Genomic DNA, 16,570 nt, shown 5'->3' on the forward strand with positions numbered 1-16,570 from the left:
CTCCTAATCGTGCGTTTATATGAAAAAACTGTACTTATCTTTGTTGTGCACAGCGTTAATTTCTGTGGTGTTGCTAAGCTGGCTTATCGACAGCTTCGCTAGTGGCCCAACGCAACAGGATGACTTCACACAACAACGGCAAGTGCTTGCAGGAATGGTCTCTTACCTTAGTGAGTACGAGGCGAAAAATCAGCAACATGGATTGGATGCGCTAAACCAACACTTCAAACTCGATATCGGTCTTGAGAATAACGCTACGTTAGCCCTTCCCCCTTCTTTAATCACCCAGCTGTATAGTAATTCCGGACTAGTACTTGCCGATAACCAGGGCCTTTATTTAGTGCGCGCTGCCGACAGCTTGCATGGGAAGCACCTCACCATGCGCCTACCCAAACCCAAAGCGGCGGATCATGACTTGCTACTCACGGTGTTATTCTACACTGGGGTCAGTTTGTGTATGTGGCTCCCTCTTATCCCCCTCACCCGTCGTATTAGTGTGCTCTCTAATGTAACCCAGCAGTTTGCTGACGGTCATTTAGAAAAACGTATTAGCGCCAGCCGCTGGAGCTATACCACACAATTAGAGCGACGCTTTAATGCCATGGCGGAGCAAATTAATGCGTTACTGGATGAGAATAAACTGATGGCGTCGAGCCTCTCTCATGACATTCGTACACCCATTGCCTGCCTGCGCTTTGGCTTGGATGCGGCAATTGAAAGTGACGACCAGGGCGCGCAACAGCGCTACCTCCAGCGTATGGAAAAAGATTTAGACACCATGGAGTCGATGCTAAACAGCTACCTGAGCTACGCGGCTCTGCAACAGCAAACTCAACAATTAACCTATAGCCAAACAAGCGCGTCGCTCTACTTGCACGATATTTGCGAGCAATTACAAGCGCAAGCGAAGGCCAATGGGCAACATATTGAGGTACGCTGCTCAAGTGCATTAAAAATAAACGCCGACCTGCACTGGCTAGCGCGAGCATTGATTAATATTTTGGGTAATGCTCTTCGCTATGCACGCCAATCAGTAACCGTCTGTGCAGATATTGACGGTCACTTTCTAGCGATTACGATTGAAGATGATGGCCCCGGGATCCCTCAGGCAGAACGTGCGGCAATATTAAAACCTTTCTATCAAAGTGCTAAACACCGCTCTGCGCAGGGTTATGGATTAGGCTTGGCCATATGTCAAAAAGTCATGGTCTGGCATCACGGCTACTTAGCAGTGAGTGAATCAAGTTCTTTAGGCGGGGCAAAATTCACCCTTAAATTACCTCTGTAACCTTCAATTTACATTCCCTACACTGAATCACACTTGGTCGCAAATAAGCTCAAACAGCGAGATTACGGCCCTTTATGATAGGCGACCTTTTTTCTATGTACAGCGCGCTTTACCCTGCTATACGGGCAATAAATGCCCCCGTGAGCTTTTTATTTCATGGAAATTACAGTAGATTGGGAGCGCCGTTCACCTACAGAGAAATATAATAATATGAGTGCGTCGCGTGGGGAGTTTAGCTCCCGTTTTGGTTTTATAATGGCCGCTGCTGGCTCAGCGGTCGGACTCGGTAATATTTGGGGCTTCCCCACCCAAACAGCCTCCAATGGCGGGGCTGCTTTTGTATTGGCTTATTTAGTATTGGCGTTTTGCTTAGCCTATCCCGCACTGATGGCGGAATTGGTCGTTGGTCGCTATGGTCAGGCCAATGCGGTGGCATCGCTAAAGAAGGTGTCGAACCATCGCTGGCAACATCCCTTAGCCTTTATTGTTGGCTTTGGCGGCATCATTTGTGCGGGATTAATTTTAAGCTTTTACGCCATAGTGGCGGGTTGGATGATCAGCTTCACTGCTGAGCCGGTAGCGCAACTAGCCGGGCAGAACGAGGCTGCTAATTGGCTGACTAGCCAGTCACTGTCACGCAACTTACTCTTTGCAGGCGGCTTTATTCTCCTGACCGTGATGATCATTAGTAAGGGCGTTGAAAATGGCATTGAAAAGTGGTCGAAACGATTGATGCCAGCGTTACTGGCAATTTTATTCGCTCTGATCGCCTACGTAATGAGCCAAGACGGCGCTACACAAGGATTAAAGAACTACTTGCTGCCTGACTTTTCTGCGCTATTTGAACCGGCGCTGCTGGTCAGTGCTTTAGGCCAAGCATTCTTCTCGCTGTCGTTGGGCACCAGTGTGATGATCATTTATGGCTCGTATATCTCTAAAAGCGAAAACCTCGTTACCCTAGGTGCATCGGTTACCTTAATTGACGTGTTTATAGCCTTTGTTGCTGGCCTTTTGATAATCCCAGCGATGTACGTAGCACAAGCCCAAGGTGTTGAAATATTTGATGCCTCTGGCAAATTACTTTCTGAAGACACGCTGGTCTTTCAAGTGTTACCGGCACTTTTTGACTCCATGGGAAGTGCGGGGCTGTATGTAGGTTTTGCCTTTTTCGCCTTGATGAGTATAGCCGCGCTAACCTCGTCTATTTCCATGCTTGAAGCACCTGTGTCTTATACCGTTGAGAAGTTTGGCCTTAACCGCCGCCCAGCAACCTGGGTGATCGGCGTACTGATTTGTTTAGTGAGCTTCACTATCATTTTCAACTTTGAGCAACTGTTTGGCTTCGTGATTGCGCTAACAACGCGCTTCGGACAACCCCTACTTGGACTTATGTGTTGTGTTTTTGTGGGATGGATTTGGCATCGAGCGTCACTGCTCAAAGAAATTCAGTCTGGTTGCCCTGAGGCTGCGAATAGCTGGTTCTGGAAAATCTGGCCTTGGTATATCAAGTTCGTTTGCCCCATTTGTATTTCCTTGGTATTTATCAACTCGCTGCGCTAACAGCCTAGCTAGTCAGCCGCATTGAGTTACTGCGGCTGACTCCCCTGCTCAACAGTACATATCGCTTTATTTCGTCCTTGTGCTTTTGCTTGGTATAGGTTTTCATCTGCTTGTTTAATCATGCTGCGCCAGTCCTCAGGTGCAAATCCACAAGTGATCCCGCCAACAGAGACGCTAATACGGTGATAGTCCGAGTGTTTATGAGGTAAGGCTAACGCCCTGACACCGGCGAGCACCCGCTCTGCGATAAGTTGTGCTCCGCTTGCATCGGTATGCGGCAAAATAACCGCGAACTCCTCCCCTCCTAAGCGGGTTACAAAGTCTGTCGAGCGCATTAAGCTACGCGTGAGTACTTCAGCGATCTGTACCAACGCCGCATCCCCGGCGAGGTGGCCGTAGCTGTCGTTGTACTTTTTGAACCAGTCCACATCAATCAGCAAGGCCGATATTTCCGGTGTTTCATGGCGACTGGATAATTGCAGCATGGTGGACTCAAGGTAGCGGCGATTAAACACTTTTGTGAGTGAATCAACCATGGCCGCTTCTTTGTATTCATCGAGCATTTTCTTGTATTTTAAATGGTGCATTACTCGCTTGTACAAGGTCGTTAAGCTGTAGGGCTTACGCACAAAGTCACTGCACCCAGCATCCCAAAAATCAACTTCGCGCTGGGCATGCTCCTCACTGCTGACCATTAATACCGGAATATCATCAAAACGGCTGTGCTCTCGAATTCGCTGACATAAAACAATACCGTCCATGCCTTGCAAACTAAATTCGGTGATCACGATATGCGGGGCTATGTCCATGATAAGCCGCAGCGCAGCTTCACCATCACGGCAGCGCTTAACATTGAAATGAGGGGATAACACCTCCCGCAGTAAATCAAAGTCGGCATCATTGTCTTCGACTATTAAGACAGTGCTATCGTCGATAGCTTCTCTTAGGTGTTCTTCGACCTCTTCAGTATCCGGTTCCATCGGGGTGTTTGTTGCACTCAAATCGCCCTCCATTGAGTCACTGGCGTTGTAATGCCCAGCCGGTGGCTTGTCATCTGCTAGTTACTTTTATTCCCTAAAGGTAGGTGATATGAGCCATTAAGCAACTTTAGCGGGGGTAACCTAAAAGTGGCGGGGTTAGCGCTTATGCAAATACATATCCTGATGCTCAATGCCGTCTTCCAGATAAGGCGACCCACGCGTAACAAACCCCAATTGCTGATAAAAGCCAAGTAAATAGGTCTGCGCACTTAACATTACCGGACGTTCACTAAAAAACTGCTCACACACGCCTAAAGCATGCTGCATTAAGCGCTGGGCTACCCCTTGTCCTCGTGCATGCGGCAGCACGAGCACGCGTCCGATAGCGACACTTTCTGACTTGTCGATACAACGCGCATAAGCACACAATTGATTGTTCTGATACCCTAAAATATGTTTGCTATTGGCATCAATATCGCCATCGTCCAGTTCTGGATAGGGGCAGTTCTGCTCGACGACAAAAACATCAACACGAGCACGCATCAAAGTGAATAATTCGGTGGTTGTCAGCTCATCAAAGCCTTTACATAGCCAGTGTATCGTCATACTTATATCCCATTAAAAAAGCCCAGCGGTGCTGGGCTTAACGCTTTGTTGTTCTGCTAACTTAGTGTATTAAGCGCTCTAATTGGTCGCAGATCTGTGATAAATTCACATGATCGTGTTCTATGGTCAAATCAATGTACCCGTCGGAGCGAAACGCGCGATCTAGCTCAATTAAAACATGCGTTTTATGTGCTTCGGGGACAAACGATAGCTCGACCTCTTGAATGCCAAACATGCCGCCGCTTTGCGGTCGATACTCAAGTTCTTGATAGCATCCCGAGGTAGAATGGAAGCTCGGTGCGCGCAAATAGCCTTTTTCAACATCGGCTTTCATTAACCTAAAGCCCAGCCTATCCATTGCCTGCATACAGGCTTTAACAGCTTCGTTAGGGTAAATATGCAACGGATCGCGATCGCTGGCGTCAATGGCCAAATCGATATTTAAACCTGTTTGAATCCATACATGGGTTTGGTTGTAACCGGCGATAAATTCGGTGATCGGAGTTTCAGAATGCAATCGTGCTTCAAACGGAATACGTTTTTCTTCACCAGGTTGTAAGGTCAGCTTCTCGCCCACACGCCACTTTTCAATAATATGATTCGTAAAGTAATCGCCATCATCTGACTCTACTTTTACGCGGGTCATCAAGGCCAATTCCAAACCAGAAATATCTTGTTCTACATCACCCCCTTTTATAATGATTTCGGCATGAAACTTTTGCCCGGGGTGTAAATGCTCAGTTTGTAGTACCGTATCGACTTTCGCGGCACCAATTCCTACAGAGGCCAGGATTTTTTTAAACATCACTTCTCCTGTTAATGAATCCTTTATTGCATCTTAACCACAATTGCGCACCCTTGTCAGTGAAAACTTATGCAAACCATAAAAAAACTTCAATCACGGTTAAAGCGAGAGGAAATGGGCCCTGGCATACATAGTATTTTCAATAACTTCTACAATTAGTTACACTGATTACACCTGCACTAAGATAACACTTTTATGGAACTGATCTTTTTTGCCGTTGCCTTTGTTTGTGGTTTTGCCGCCTATCAAGTAAAACTTCCCCCCATGGTCGGCTTTTTGGTAGCCGGATTTGTCTTACATATGGCTGGCTATAAAACCACTGCATTATTGGATCAAATCGCCGCGTTGGGGATCACCCTATTGTTGTTTAGCATAGGCTTGAAGCTCAAAGTATCGAGCCTGATGAAAGTTCAGGTGTGGCTCCCCGCCAGTGCCCACATTATTATTAGTACCGCATTGTTTTGTGGCTTTTTGCTACTGCTCGGGGTGTTCGCCCTGCCCCTCTTTATCGACCTGAACTGGCAAACCGCATTATTGCTTGGCTTTGCGTTTAGTTTCTCCAGTACCGTTTTTGCCGTTAAAGTGCTTGAAGATCGCGGTGAGATGTCGAGCCTCCATGGTAAAATATCCATCGGCATCCTGGTCATGCAAGACATCTTCGCGGTGCTATTCTTAGTAGCCAGTACTGGCAAACTACCCAATTACTGGGCGATAGCCCTGGTGGTGGTGTTGCCACTGATGCGCCCAGTCATGTTTTGGATATTAAACCGCTCCAAGCACGGCGAACTACTGCCCTTGTTTGGCTTCTTTTTCGCACTTGTCGCCGGTTATCAAGCTTTTGAATTTGCAGGCATCAAAGGCGATTTAGGGGCCTTGATCTTAGGAATGATGTTTGCCAGCCACAAAAAAGCGGGGGAACTCGCTAAGTCATTACTGAGCTTTAAAGATATACTCCTGGTTGGTTTTTTCTTAACCATAGGTCTTAATGCCGAGCTCACCGCCAGTGCGTTGGTTGCAGCTATCTCGGTGGTTTCTGTGCTGGTCTTTAAAGTCGCGCTTTATTATGTGCTGACTAATGCTGTGCGCCTACGTGCGCGTACTTCCCTATTGAGTGCTTTTACGCTTGCCAACTACAGTGAGTTTGGTCTTATTGTCTGTGCGCTAGCCGCAAGCAGTGGTTGGCTGTCGTCACAATGGCTAGCCGTGGTGGCCACGGCGGTCGCCATAACCTTCGTGATTGCTTCACCGTTAAATGCCAGAGCCAATGATATCTATGTAAAAATAGAGCGTTGGCTACTGCCTTTTGAAAGTGACTCGCGACTGCCAGAAGAGCTACCTGTGAATCTACATAATACCCGCATCGCTATTTTTGGCATGGGCCGCATAGGCACCGGTGCCTATGAGACTATAGCCCAGAGCTTCCCACAAGCGGTGGCGGGGATCGATATTAAACCCGAAGTGGTGGCTCGTCATGTCAAGCGCGGGCGTCGAGTGGTCACTGCCGATGCCACCGATCCTGATTTTTGGCAACGATTGAACCATGCGAAGGTGGAAATGGTGATGTTAGCCATGCCCAAGCACAATCAAAATATCTTCGCCTTAGAACAGTTACAAGCTTCGGGGTATGAGGGGCAAGTTACCGCCATTGCAAATTACCCAGATCAGCAAAAAGAGCTCGAGGAATTGGGCGTAAACTCTACTTACAACTTCTACCTTGAGGCCGGTAGTGGTTTCGCTGAGCACGTCAAAGAGAAAATTTCACTTTCTTAAATAATCCCGCTTTTAGGTAAGTGATAACGCGTTTTATTTAGTTATCACTTACTTATCAATTTTGTACCTTGTCACCAAGCTTGGAACGTTCCGAATACAGGTGTGGCGCTATTTACAAAGCTTTACACGGTTGTTGGTAATAACCGTAAAAAAAGGAGTAAACTAGGTCTATACAGTGATGTAAGTCACTATTTTTAACACAGAATTTAGCAAAGGCAACCAGATTACATTCGTTAATATGCAATTGCCGATGTGTGTAGGAGGTTGATTATGACCATCGACAATAAGCAAGCAACGCACAGCAAACTTGATAAGCAGCAAATGCGTGAATTGCAGTCGCAGCTCGACGATATCCAAGACTCAGGTGTGACTCCGGAATTTTTACGTTACGTACTATTCCAAAAAATGCTCGATGTCTATCAAGTGCCAAAAGATCATGCCCTGCGCGGTGACAGCACCCCAGAGCGCTTAGACGACCCGGCCTTGATCAATCATCTACATCAGTTAGGTTTTGCCAAGCGCAGCGCCTACCACTAACTACTTTCTGAGGGCCTACTCCCTCATTTAATAGGCTGGCAATGCCCGTCGCCAGCCTATTCCTCTCTCCCGCTTTAAGCCACTGGTTTTTTCATCGCACCCGCTTTGCGCTTAGGTTTTAGGCTTGCGAAAGAATCGCGCACCGGCTTGGTGTAAATAGCCCAGATAGAATCATGCCCGGCATCGTATTGACCGACCCCGATACTGATCTTGCCCACTTCATCGGCGCGGATGAGGGTGCCGAATAATCGGTCCCATATGGCTAAGGCAGACCCTAGGTTAGTGTCGAAATGCTGCGGATTGTCGCTGTGATGAATCTGATGTTGCGCAGGACTAATCAACCATTTCTCAACATGGCGCCCCCAACTCAGCCACACATGCGAATGCCGCAAGTTTGAACCCATGGCATTAAAAGCGAACACAAAAATATTAGCACCGAGAATATCCACCATGGATAACTTAGTCCCGAATAGGTAATAGCATACACCGACCACCATCCCTTGTGAGAGCGCCATACGGCAGGCATAAAGGTAACTCTCTAGCGGGTGAGAGCGATAAATGGTGAAAGGGGTCAGCACTTTAGCAGAATGGTGTACCTTGTGGTAATGCCACAAAAAAGGCACCTTGTGTAGTGCGTAATGCAGTAAAAACCGTGAAAAGTCATCGGCTAAAAACAGCAATACGGTAAAAATGATGACTACGCTGGTTTCACTCAACGGCATCGGCGCTCGCAAACCAAACGCGCCCTCTAATAACTCCGTTGTGGCCAGCGCCACTGGCACCATGGTCAAAATAATAGGCGTAAACAACAGCGCCTTAAGCACACGGTTGTAAATCCATAACTGATAGTCTTGGCGGGCACTGGGTGCCCACCAGATTTTTTTTGCAAACACATAGCGAAAAAAGCCACGTGTTGATTTCTTGCTCTTACGCAAGCCATAAGCAAGCGCAGCTAAGATAAGGGCCATGATGCTGTAACCAATAAAAATACGCTTATTGGCGTCAAACAGATAATCCGGCGTTTGCGCAATGCTTTGCCAAATAGTCTCTAGCATGGCCCGACCCTCTTAGAACTGGTATTTATAACCAAGCGACAGCGTCCGTGGTTTACCCGGTCGCGCCCCATAAGGGCGACGGCTGACGATGTTGTCTTGGTCAAACAGGTTATCTACCTTGGCATACACGCGGCCATATTGGCCAAGCTCATAATGAGCCGCGATATCAACCACCGTCGTTGCCGGCACTTCTTGACCCGCTAAGGCGACATCAAAGCCCTCGTAACCGACGCCCGCCGTTTCTGGCATATCGCTGACATACTTAATGAGCATATCAACCGCCCAATTTTTATGTGCCAACCCGATACTGAGCGTCGCTTGGTGCGTTGGCAAATAAGGCAGCCTATCGCCAGGGCGAATGTAACCCCACTGCACAAATTCAGAGAACAACGCTTGTTTAAACTCGCTTTGCGTATAGGTATAAGTCAAACTCATAGGAATATCGAGTTGCAGATTTAACGGATAGGTTTGAGCTATTTGCGACTCTACCCCCCACACATCCACCTCGCCACCGCTGAATTCTTGATCAAGCTGACCTTGGCTGCCGCAATTTGACTGGCCACAGCTTTCAATTAGATTAGCGTAATCATTGAAGAAGCCGACCATTTCAAATTGGGTGATGCCGTCGTTATAACGACCACCAAATTCATAGTTCACGCTTTTTTCAAACTCGTCTTCGCCATCACGCACTGGCGCCGACGGGCTAGCAGGAACAAAGCCTTGGTGAACACCAAACAGCAAGCCGCTGTTATCATCTAACTGATAAAAGCCGCTGATCCCTGGCAACCACACACGGGTGGTTTTTTGTTGCCAATCATCAGCAAAACCCGACTTCTCATTTTGATAGTTCATGTCCATCAACTCGCCGCGCACGCCAACACCTAAGGTTAGCTTATCGATGGTCACCTGATCTTCTATATACACCGACCAGGCATCGGTGCTTTCTGTGTTCTCGGTGGTGAACCGGCGGGTCTCGGCGATGGCAGTATTAATGCCATCAACCATGACATAGGTGTCTTCATAGTGATTACGCTCAATCTCATCTTGGTGGAAACGAACCCCAAACGAGACTGTGTGCTGCAAGCCAAACAGCGGTACTTGCCAATCACCATCGAGCTGAATGCCTTGTGAGTAGTACTCACGGTCATTGGTGCCCATATTTAAAAAGTAATTGGTTTCACCGGTGAGCACAGAATCGCGCTGGCCACTTAACACCTGATATTGACCAGCAAACTGCTCAGGGTTTGCCAAAATATCAGACAAGCTAGCATTGCTGTTAGACAGGCTATTTAGCTTTAACCAGGCGCGCTCATAATCGTTACGGTAAACCCGCGTTGTTAGGTTTACATCTTCAGCGCTTAGCTGATAGGTAAACATCACTTGCGTATGCTTAGTATCCATTTGTGCCGGCTGAGATGCGGCATAACGGCGATAAGGGTTGGCCTTGTAGTCGGCGTCGGTCAGGCCCAAATAGGTCTCATCGGAGAGTTCATCGGCGTAAGAAAGCTTGATCTCAAAACGCTGGTCGAAACGCTGGCCATCCAGCTGATAATCCACTTTGACCAGTAAATCGTCTTTATCGAAGCCGGTATCACCGCCGCCATCGAGCTCTTTAAAGCCATCACTTTGTAAGTGCACCCCTTCGACTAAAAAGCCAAGGTTGCCTTGGCGGTCGCCATAATAAGCATGGGCTTTTTTGTAGCCATCTCCACCGGCAGATAAATCGACGCCACCAATACGATAATCTGGCACCTGGCGGCTAACCATATTCAGTGTTCCGGCCACGGTTTGTGGGCCGTATTTTATCGCCGCAGGCCCTTTAAAGACCTCCACCGCCGTCATCCGCGTGGTTAACGGGAAGTAGTAAGCGGCAGGCGCAGAATAAGGAGCCGGACCAATCAACACCCCGTCTTCTAAAATGGTGATCTTCTTACTACGCTCTGGCGTCACTCCACGAAAGCCGATATTCGGGCGCAAGCCGTAGCCGTCTTCTTCGCGTATGTTGACTCCGGGTACCTGTGATAGCACGCGGTGAATATCGTCAAATTCAAACTCTTCGAGCTGCGCTTCACCTATTAAGGTGGCCGAGCCTGCTTCGGTGCGCAGTTTGTCGTGGTGGCTAATAATCTGTATATGCTCGAGCTCATTATCCGCAGCAAAAGCATTCAATCCAAATGCCGCAATACTCACGGCTAAGGCAAGTTTACTGTGTTTCATCATGATCCTTAATCGTTATCACCCGCCGAAGTGGTCGGCAACTCAAGTGCCAGCTCATTGATAAAGTCGTTCTTCAACTCATCGGTAATGGCTTTAACTTGGGTGTGCACTTCACGTACCTGCTCTTCGTTATCAAGTAATGCAGTGGCTAAGTCACTTTCAATTGCCGCAATCGCCGCTTTAGTGTCACTGATCCCTTGCAGCATACGCTCCTTAGTGGCGCTTGCTTGCTCATCATCAAGGTAATCGTCGAAACCCACTAACGCGGGCTCGCCCTGACGTTGACCCACGACTAAGGCTTCAAAGGCGAGCAAGTTGGCCTTGATATTCGCCAATGAGCTTTTAGCATCGAGGCTCTCTACATCCTGTGGGCACGCAGACGTACCACAGGAGTTAGGTAAAATGCCTATGGGCTCTGCCAACTTTTTATCTTTGACCACTTCGGTTAAATAAAACATTGCATCGGAGATGTGATTCAGGGCGCTATGGGCAGATTCAAACTGCGACCCGCTTTGTCCCGCTGATTTGAGCTCGGCGGCAAAGCCATTGTCGCCCTGCCATTTTTCCAACAGTTCAGCACTGGAGTTGCGCACATCCATTGCTGCGGTGACAGCATACTCACAGCGCGCCACTTTACGCGCCAGCACCGTGCGGCTATTCCAATCCGCTAAAGCATCATTAGCAACGCTACAATGGTGATCATACTGCTCATTAAAAAGCACATGTTGCAACGCAAAGAGGCCCCGCCGTGTGGCAGTACGGGCACTGATATCGTATGGTCGCTCAGGGTCATTATTAATGACGCCGTCTTGGTGGTACACCACATCTTGGTCAATGCCACAGCGGCTAATAGCAGGCCACGAATAAATACGGTTACGCAGCTCGCCGTTGTTGGTCAAAAGCGGTCCCATTTGCATCATCTCTACCTGCTGCCAAGCGCCCATGGCATCTAACCATGCATCTTGGGCTTCAAGCATGGCCGTTTGCGCCTGCTCCGAGCTGGTTTGGACACTGGCTTTCTCCAGCTCACAATAACTGGCAATCGCACTTTGCTGCGCTTGTGCTTGCTGATGAAATAAAGTAAACGCCGGGGTGATCACGTTATCAACTAAGCTTGCCACCAGCGCCGCTTCATCAAAGCTGGTCGGCTCGGTCGGTGAGGTTGGCTCACCGCTGCCACTGTCATTAAAACCGGCGCCTTGCGAGCTTGAGGTGCTCTCACCACAGCCGCCCAGAGCGAATGCCACAGCAAGAGCCAGAGCGCCCTGCTTGAGGATTGCTTTTTTCATTCTACCTTCCCACTTGCTAGGTTTCCCACTAGGGGATTTAAACGACAAAAAGGCTAGCATTAAGCCGAGGCCTAAAAGCTAACCTTTTATGATCTTTATGCTGGCCTTAGGCCATGCAACTGAGCCTTACCAGTTGGCAACATTCTCAGCGTTGAAACCGTATACTTGTTGCATCAAGTCACGAGCTGTTTCTAGGTCAGCCTTATATGCGGCAATAGCATCGGCGTCGCCTGTTACTGGTGCGTCACCAAACAGCGCATGTAACTCGGCAAACTTACCGGCATTGGCATCGTCATGAAAAGGAGAGAATGGGCTGAACTGGAAATTCAACGCAAAGCCTTTCATCTCACCAAAGTGCTTAGCTAAATCGGCAAAGTTGTCTGCGCTGTAGTCACCATCGCTAATTTCATCTAGATCAGCCATCGTATCGTTGATGTAGTGCACAACCGTAGCGGCAACCGCCTTTTCCCAATTGGCAACAGCGATATCACGGTGCGCCAATAACTCATCCATTTGCGCGTCGCTAAGCTCGCTGCCGACATTATCGTTGATGATTTTACGCCCGGCTATAAAGGCGTTCATCGCTGCTGCGGTGAAATCCGTGGTCACTGTCGCGCCACGGTCACGCTTAGCGGCGTTCGTTGAGTTACCCCAGTTATACTCCGCAGCTAGGTCAATCTGACCATTGCTGTCGTAATCGTTGTAACCATTAGCAAAACCATCACGGCCGCCCTTACCGGCGATTTCATCGTCGCTGTACTCTAGGTAGTTGCGCGCTGCACCGAAATAACCAAACCCTTCATCAAACTGGTGCTCAAGCGTGGTGTATAAAGCACCGTCTTTTTGCGCCACGATGTTATCGGTGGTCAGACCTTCATCAAGGTAGTCATCGGTGCCTTGAGAGAACATCAATGCGCCTAGGGTGTGCTTTTGAATAAGCTGATTGAGGTCAAGACCAGTTTCAGTAATGTACAACTTCGTGATTTGATTGCCCGCTGGGTCAACCAACAGCTCGCCTGCATTGTATTTATCAATGTTTGCCGCTAGCAGGTCGAAATAATGAAACACTAACCCTTCAGGTGTTTCGGTCTCGGCACCAAATTCGCTCCATCCCACAAAGCTACCGGCTGCAAGCCAGTCTTTATGCATTTTCGCTGCGTCTGCACCAGCGACTTTGCCGCTAAGCTCTTTACCTGATGAAGAGATTTGAGCAAAAGAGTTTTGCTCTGTCTCAATGCCATCAGCGAAGTTAAGGCTGCCGTCTTTGATGGCTTCATAGTCTCCCCACAGTGCCATCAACTGCGCTTTTACTGCATCGCCGGTCAAGCTGTTAGTGGTTACAAAGTCACCAGTGAGTTGGCCAATGTAGTTTTTGATTTCTGCGCTTAGGGCATGGCGAGCGATCTGTCCGGTGTAGCTCACCGAAGAACCGCTTCCTAGTTTAGAATCGAACTCATAAAGGTTAACACCTGCTTCAGGGGCCACATCAGCAACCGTTACGGTTAATTCTTTTGCAAAGCTTAAACCACCCGCATCGGTCACTGTGACGCTTACGCTAACCTCAGTTTGCTGCTCGTAGTTCAGAGCAATACCATCTTTAAGCTTGAGGGTATTACCGTCAACAATTTCAAAACGCGCTTCATCAGCGCTCAGCGTATAGGTAAAACCAGAATCAGCGTCATCAGTGGCACTCAACGCGCCTACTTCAGCGCCCACCAAATCGTCATTTACCGACGTGCTAGACAAGCTGATGTCGGTAGGAGCTGTATTTGTTGGTTGTTCTGGGGTGGTGTTATCTGATGAATCTGATGAACCACCGCAGCCAGTTAAACCTAGGGTGGCAGCTAGCACGGCACTAGCAACTAAAGATTTACGCAATGTCATGTTGTTATCCCACTAAAGATGTGAATCATTCTCATTTTAATTGCTGTCATTATAGGGATACTCAAATAACAATCAATGGTATTTATAAGTTTTTTTAAAATCACAAATTAAAATAAATTAAACAGGTACGTAAGAAACCCGCTGAGGGCTCACACTGTTCACATCACCGATGTGAGCATACTTAATTAAGACGCGAATAAGCGCTGCGCGCACGAGCAATCGTATATAAAGGATAACAACCGGACGACAATTACGATGGGCTGGCTAAAGACATTAGCCGAAATGCTAGCTCAGCGCCAAAGGCGCCAAGCCATGGTATGTATGTCAGTGATGTGCTATTACACCACCTCCAGCGTGTCTGGTTTTTTACTGAAAAATAGCGTTAGCACAATAAGTGCCATTGGGAATAGCAGCAAGTTCACGTAGGCAAACACCATCGTCAGCTGCAAAGTAGCAATGATGAGTAGCATGATTGCGAAGACTTTTAGCAACACTTGATCACGAGCTGTCTCAACCAGCAAGATAAGCGCCAAGGCAATAGCGAAAACGCTGTACAGTAACAAGCAACCACCGGCAATAAATAGGGCAACAACCGCACTATTTGAAAACGTATCAGGCTGCATCTCCTGGCCTGTTATCGCAAAGAACAGATCAAAGAGTATGGTGGCGTGAAATATAGCGACAATACACGCCAAGATGATGAGCATTGTCCGCGCCAAGCGCAAACTCAAATGATTTTTTAATACTCTCGCCAGGGTCCAATAAATATAGATCTCAAGAGCACCAATCACCATAAACAAGGCATCGGACCAAGACAGACTATAAAGGTCTTGTTGAAATGCGGTGTCAAAGCCATCAAACGCGTGGCCATATAGGTTACTCCAATATAGTGGAAATAGAATCGCTAGCAATACCGTAGCGATAGCCGGGATAACGAGATCACGGTTTAACATATCTGCTCCTGAGATTTTATTTATCATTATCTAAGTAATCAGCATCACGCTCGTAGACCAAAATATCACCAGGCTGACAGTGCAATACATCACAGATCGCAGCCAAGGTGCTAAAGCGAATCGCCTTTACTTTGCCATTTTTGAGTAAAGATAAGTTGGTCATCGAAATGCCTATTCTTTGCGACAATTCCGTGAGTGACATCTTTTTCTTTGCTAACTCAACATCAAGGTTTATGCGTATTTTCATACTGATTAAATTACGACCAAAAACAATGTTTATCAAAATATATTTTATGATAAACATAAAATAACTAGGTTTGGGCTGATTGATAAAGGTTCATTTGTCAATGGCAGAAGCGTGGTTCAGCAGTGGTCATACACACCCACTCAGTGTTAGCATTAAAGGAACAGGGAAGTGTTAGGAATGTCGAATGCAGCAGCGTTTTCATTATATTGATAATTTACGGGGCTTAGCGTTATTACTTGGCGTCGTGTTCCACGCCGCCTTGGCCTATGGCCCTTATTTTCACAATATGTGGTTGAGTGTCGACACCAACAAACATGTACTGTTTGATTATCTCGCCATCTGGACACACCTATTTCGCATGCCACTGTTTTTTGTTATCGCTGGGTTCTGTGCCGCTATTTTAGTGACTAAACGCGGTAACGGTCATTTTATTCGCAACCGCTCCAAGCGTGTGCTGCTACCCTTTGTTATTTTTTTACCACTGACGCTGCTGGTGCTATTTCAATTAATGGTATGGGGAGTAGAGTTCAGTGACTATCCCCCGCCGTTAGTAAATCTGCTGATGGCCGTGAAAGAGCCGCAGATCAACACTATGCATCTATGGTTTTTATGGTACTTGATGCAATTCTGTGCACTGTTTTGGTTGCTGAATAAAAATCAGCGGTTAATAAGCAAGTTGCTTGAGGTGGTTGTTAAGCCGGTATTTATAGTGGTTGCGTTACCCGTTGTAATAAGTGCTGGGATGGCTCACTTAGTCGTGCCCTTCCCTGCACCCCACACCTTACAGCCGCAACTTTGGGCTTATTGCACCTATGGGCTTTTGTTTATGCTAGGTGCAAGTTTATACCATCACCACACTACCGTATTAGCTGCGCTGCGTTATTTTAAGCCGCTCGTGCTCGTTGCCTGTTTAACCGTGGGCGCGTATTTTTACCTATTACCTGAAGCACCGAGCCTTGAACAAGTAAGGATTGCCGTAAATACCGGTGAAACTCGCGTAGCGCATATCAACCTGTTGTTAGTTGCAGTACAAACCCTCGCCATATTAAGCTGCACCGCTGTGGCATATTTAGCGGGCTATCGCTGGCTGAACCAATACAATGAGTATAGCCGCTACATCTCCGACGCTTCCTATTGGATTTACCTTATGCACATTCCAGTATTAATGTGCGTGCAAATACCACTCAGCAATACCCTACTTCCAGCCTTAGCCAAGTTTACTATTTCACTTAGTACCACGTTGTTGATAGGTTTTATCAGCTACCATTTCGGCGTGAGATATACCGTGCTGGGGATGTTGTTAAATGGCACCAAAGCAACGCCTATGCAAAGCAAGGCGATGGATTCACCGCGCTAGGGGGTATCTGCCGTCGTTCTTG

General features: G+C 47.6%; 14 protein-coding genes. 5 read left to right on the forward strand and 9 right to left on the reverse strand.

Annotation, left to right across the window (positions count from 1 at the left end; translation table 11 throughout):
- Positions 1 to 19 precede the first annotated feature (19 nt).
- Both MHM94_RS14675 and MHM94_RS14680 read left to right on the forward strand, forming a co-directional pair.
- Positions 20 to 1,288 carry an ATP-binding protein gene (locus MHM94_RS14675; RefSeq protein WP_235419710.1) on the forward strand — a complete coding sequence of 423 codons (1,269 nt, stop codon included), beginning with the start codon at positions 20 to 22 and terminating at the stop codon, positions 1,286 to 1,288.
- 210 nt (positions 1,289 to 1,498) lie between these two features.
- Positions 1,499 to 2,848: a sodium-dependent transporter gene (locus MHM94_RS14680; RefSeq protein ID WP_045978167.1), complete on the forward strand. Its 1,350-nt coding sequence runs from the start codon at positions 1,499 to 1,501 to the stop codon at positions 2,846 to 2,848.
- A gap of 26 nt (positions 2,849 to 2,874) precedes the next feature.
- On the opposite strand, the gene MHM94_RS14685 is transcribed toward MHM94_RS14680, so the two are convergent.
- The 3 genes from MHM94_RS14685 to MHM94_RS14695 form a co-directional block, all read right to left on the reverse strand.
- Positions 2,875 to 3,849 (reverse strand): diguanylate cyclase, encoded by a 975-nt coding sequence (locus MHM94_RS14685; protein ID WP_197275948.1) that lies wholly within the window; start codon positions 3,847 to 3,849, stop codon positions 2,875 to 2,877.
- A 135-nt stretch (positions 3,850 to 3,984) separates the two neighbouring features.
- Positions 3,985 to 4,428, reverse strand: coding sequence for a GNAT family N-acetyltransferase (locus MHM94_RS14690; RefSeq protein ID WP_151173720.1), 444 nt, complete (start codon positions 4,426 to 4,428; stop codon positions 3,985 to 3,987).
- Positions 4,429 to 4,495: 67 nt separating this feature from the next.
- Positions 4,496 to 5,239 carry a sporulation protein gene (locus tag MHM94_RS14695; RefSeq protein ID WP_022945717.1) on the reverse strand — a complete coding sequence of 248 codons (744 nt, stop codon included), beginning with the start codon at positions 5,237 to 5,239 and terminating at the stop codon, positions 4,496 to 4,498.
- A gap of 195 nt (positions 5,240 to 5,434) precedes the next feature.
- On the opposite strand from MHM94_RS14695, the gene MHM94_RS14700 reads away from it, so the two are divergent.
- Positions 5,435 to 7,009, forward strand: coding sequence for a cation:proton antiporter family protein (locus tag MHM94_RS14700; RefSeq protein WP_235419711.1), 1,575 nt, complete (start codon positions 5,435 to 5,437; stop codon positions 7,007 to 7,009).
- 270 nt (positions 7,010 to 7,279) lie between these two features.
- Positions 7,280 to 7,546 carry a hypothetical protein gene (locus tag MHM94_RS14705; protein WP_022945719.1) on the forward strand — a complete coding sequence of 89 codons (267 nt, stop codon included), beginning with the start codon at positions 7,280 to 7,282 and terminating at the stop codon, positions 7,544 to 7,546.
- A gap of 74 nt (positions 7,547 to 7,620) precedes the next feature.
- Here MHM94_RS14705 and MHM94_RS14710 read toward each other — a convergent pair whose 3' ends face one another.
- The 6 genes from MHM94_RS14710 to MHM94_RS14735 all read right to left on the reverse strand — a co-directional run bounded on the left by MHM94_RS14710 (position 7,621) and on the right by MHM94_RS14735 (position 15,191).
- Positions 7,621 to 8,601 carry a sterol desaturase family protein gene (locus tag MHM94_RS14710; RefSeq protein ID WP_138508818.1) on the reverse strand — a complete coding sequence of 327 codons (981 nt, stop codon included), beginning with the start codon at positions 8,599 to 8,601 and terminating at the stop codon, positions 7,621 to 7,623.
- Between the two features lie 12 nt (positions 8,602 to 8,613).
- Entirely contained in the window at positions 8,614 to 10,818 is a 2,205-nt protein-coding gene (locus MHM94_RS14715; RefSeq protein WP_235419712.1) for a TonB-dependent receptor, read from the reverse strand.
- 8 nt (positions 10,819 to 10,826) lie between these two features.
- Complete coding sequence (locus MHM94_RS14720) at positions 10,827 to 12,107, reverse strand: imelysin family protein (protein ID WP_235419713.1); 1,281 nt, start codon at positions 12,105 to 12,107, stop codon at positions 10,827 to 10,829.
- A 126-nt stretch (positions 12,108 to 12,233) separates the two neighbouring features.
- On the reverse strand, positions 12,234 to 13,991 hold the full coding sequence (locus tag MHM94_RS14725) for a DUF4856 domain-containing protein (RefSeq protein WP_235419714.1): 1,758 nt from the start codon (positions 13,989 to 13,991) through the stop codon (positions 12,234 to 12,236).
- A 338-nt stretch (positions 13,992 to 14,329) separates the two neighbouring features.
- Complete coding sequence (locus tag MHM94_RS14730; protein ID WP_235419715.1) at positions 14,330 to 14,944, reverse strand: hypothetical protein; 615 nt, start codon at positions 14,942 to 14,944, stop codon at positions 14,330 to 14,332.
- A gap of 16 nt (positions 14,945 to 14,960) precedes the next feature.
- Complete coding sequence (locus MHM94_RS14735; RefSeq protein ID WP_045978285.1) at positions 14,961 to 15,191, reverse strand: helix-turn-helix transcriptional regulator; 231 nt, start codon at positions 15,189 to 15,191, stop codon at positions 14,961 to 14,963.
- 184 nt (positions 15,192 to 15,375) lie between these two features.
- Here MHM94_RS14735 and MHM94_RS14740 point away from each other — a divergent pair, with 184 nt between their 5' ends.
- Entirely contained in the window at positions 15,376 to 16,548 is a 1,173-nt protein-coding gene (locus tag MHM94_RS14740) for an acyltransferase family protein (protein ID WP_235419716.1), read from the forward strand.
- The last annotated feature ends 22 nt before the right edge of the window (positions 16,549 to 16,570 follow it).

It is taken from the genome of Pseudoalteromonas sp. CNAT2-18.1, assembly GCF_022347865.1.
Classification (GTDB): domain Bacteria; phylum Pseudomonadota; class Gammaproteobacteria; order Enterobacterales; family Alteromonadaceae; genus Pseudoalteromonas; species Pseudoalteromonas ruthenica.

What these genes read in the sequence shown, in the direction of transcription:
- MHM94_RS14730 (WP_235419715.1), bottom strand. Translation starts at nt 14,944, where the DNA reads ATGTTAAACCGTGATCTCGTTATCCCGGCTATCGCTACGGTATTGCTA.
- MHM94_RS14680 (WP_045978167.1), top strand. Translation starts at nt 1,499, where the DNA reads ATGAGTGCGTCGCGTGGGGAGTTTAGCTCCCGTTTTGGTTTTATAATG.
- MHM94_RS14710 (WP_138508818.1), bottom strand. Translation starts at nt 8,601, where the DNA reads ATGCTAGAGACTATTTGGCAAAGCATTGCGCAAACGCCGGATTATCTG.
- MHM94_RS14715 (WP_235419712.1), bottom strand. Translation starts at nt 10,818, where the DNA reads ATGAAACACAGTAAACTTGCCTTAGCCGTGAGTATTGCGGCATTTGGA.
- MHM94_RS14700 (WP_235419711.1), top strand. Translation starts at nt 5,435, where the DNA reads ATGGAACTGATCTTTTTTGCCGTTGCCTTTGTTTGTGGTTTTGCCGCC.
- MHM94_RS14740 (WP_235419716.1), top strand. Translation starts at nt 15,376, where the DNA reads ATGCAGCAGCGTTTTCATTATATTGATAATTTACGGGGCTTAGCGTTA.
- MHM94_RS14720 (WP_235419713.1), bottom strand. Translation starts at nt 12,107, where the DNA reads ATGAAAAAAGCAATCCTCAAGCAGGGCGCTCTGGCTCTTGCTGTGGCA.
- MHM94_RS14675 (WP_235419710.1), top strand. Translation starts at nt 20, where the DNA reads ATGAAAAAACTGTACTTATCTTTGTTGTGCACAGCGTTAATTTCTGTG.
- MHM94_RS14695 (WP_022945717.1), bottom strand. Translation starts at nt 5,239, where the DNA reads ATGTTTAAAAAAATCCTGGCCTCTGTAGGAATTGGTGCCGCGAAAGTC.
- MHM94_RS14735 (WP_045978285.1), bottom strand. Translation starts at nt 15,191, where the DNA reads ATGAAAATACGCATAAACCTTGATGTTGAGTTAGCAAAGAAAAAGATG.
- MHM94_RS14705 (WP_022945719.1), top strand. Translation starts at nt 7,280, where the DNA reads ATGACCATCGACAATAAGCAAGCAACGCACAGCAAACTTGATAAGCAG.
- MHM94_RS14725 (WP_235419714.1), bottom strand. Translation starts at nt 13,991, where the DNA reads ATGACATTGCGTAAATCTTTAGTTGCTAGTGCCGTGCTAGCTGCCACC.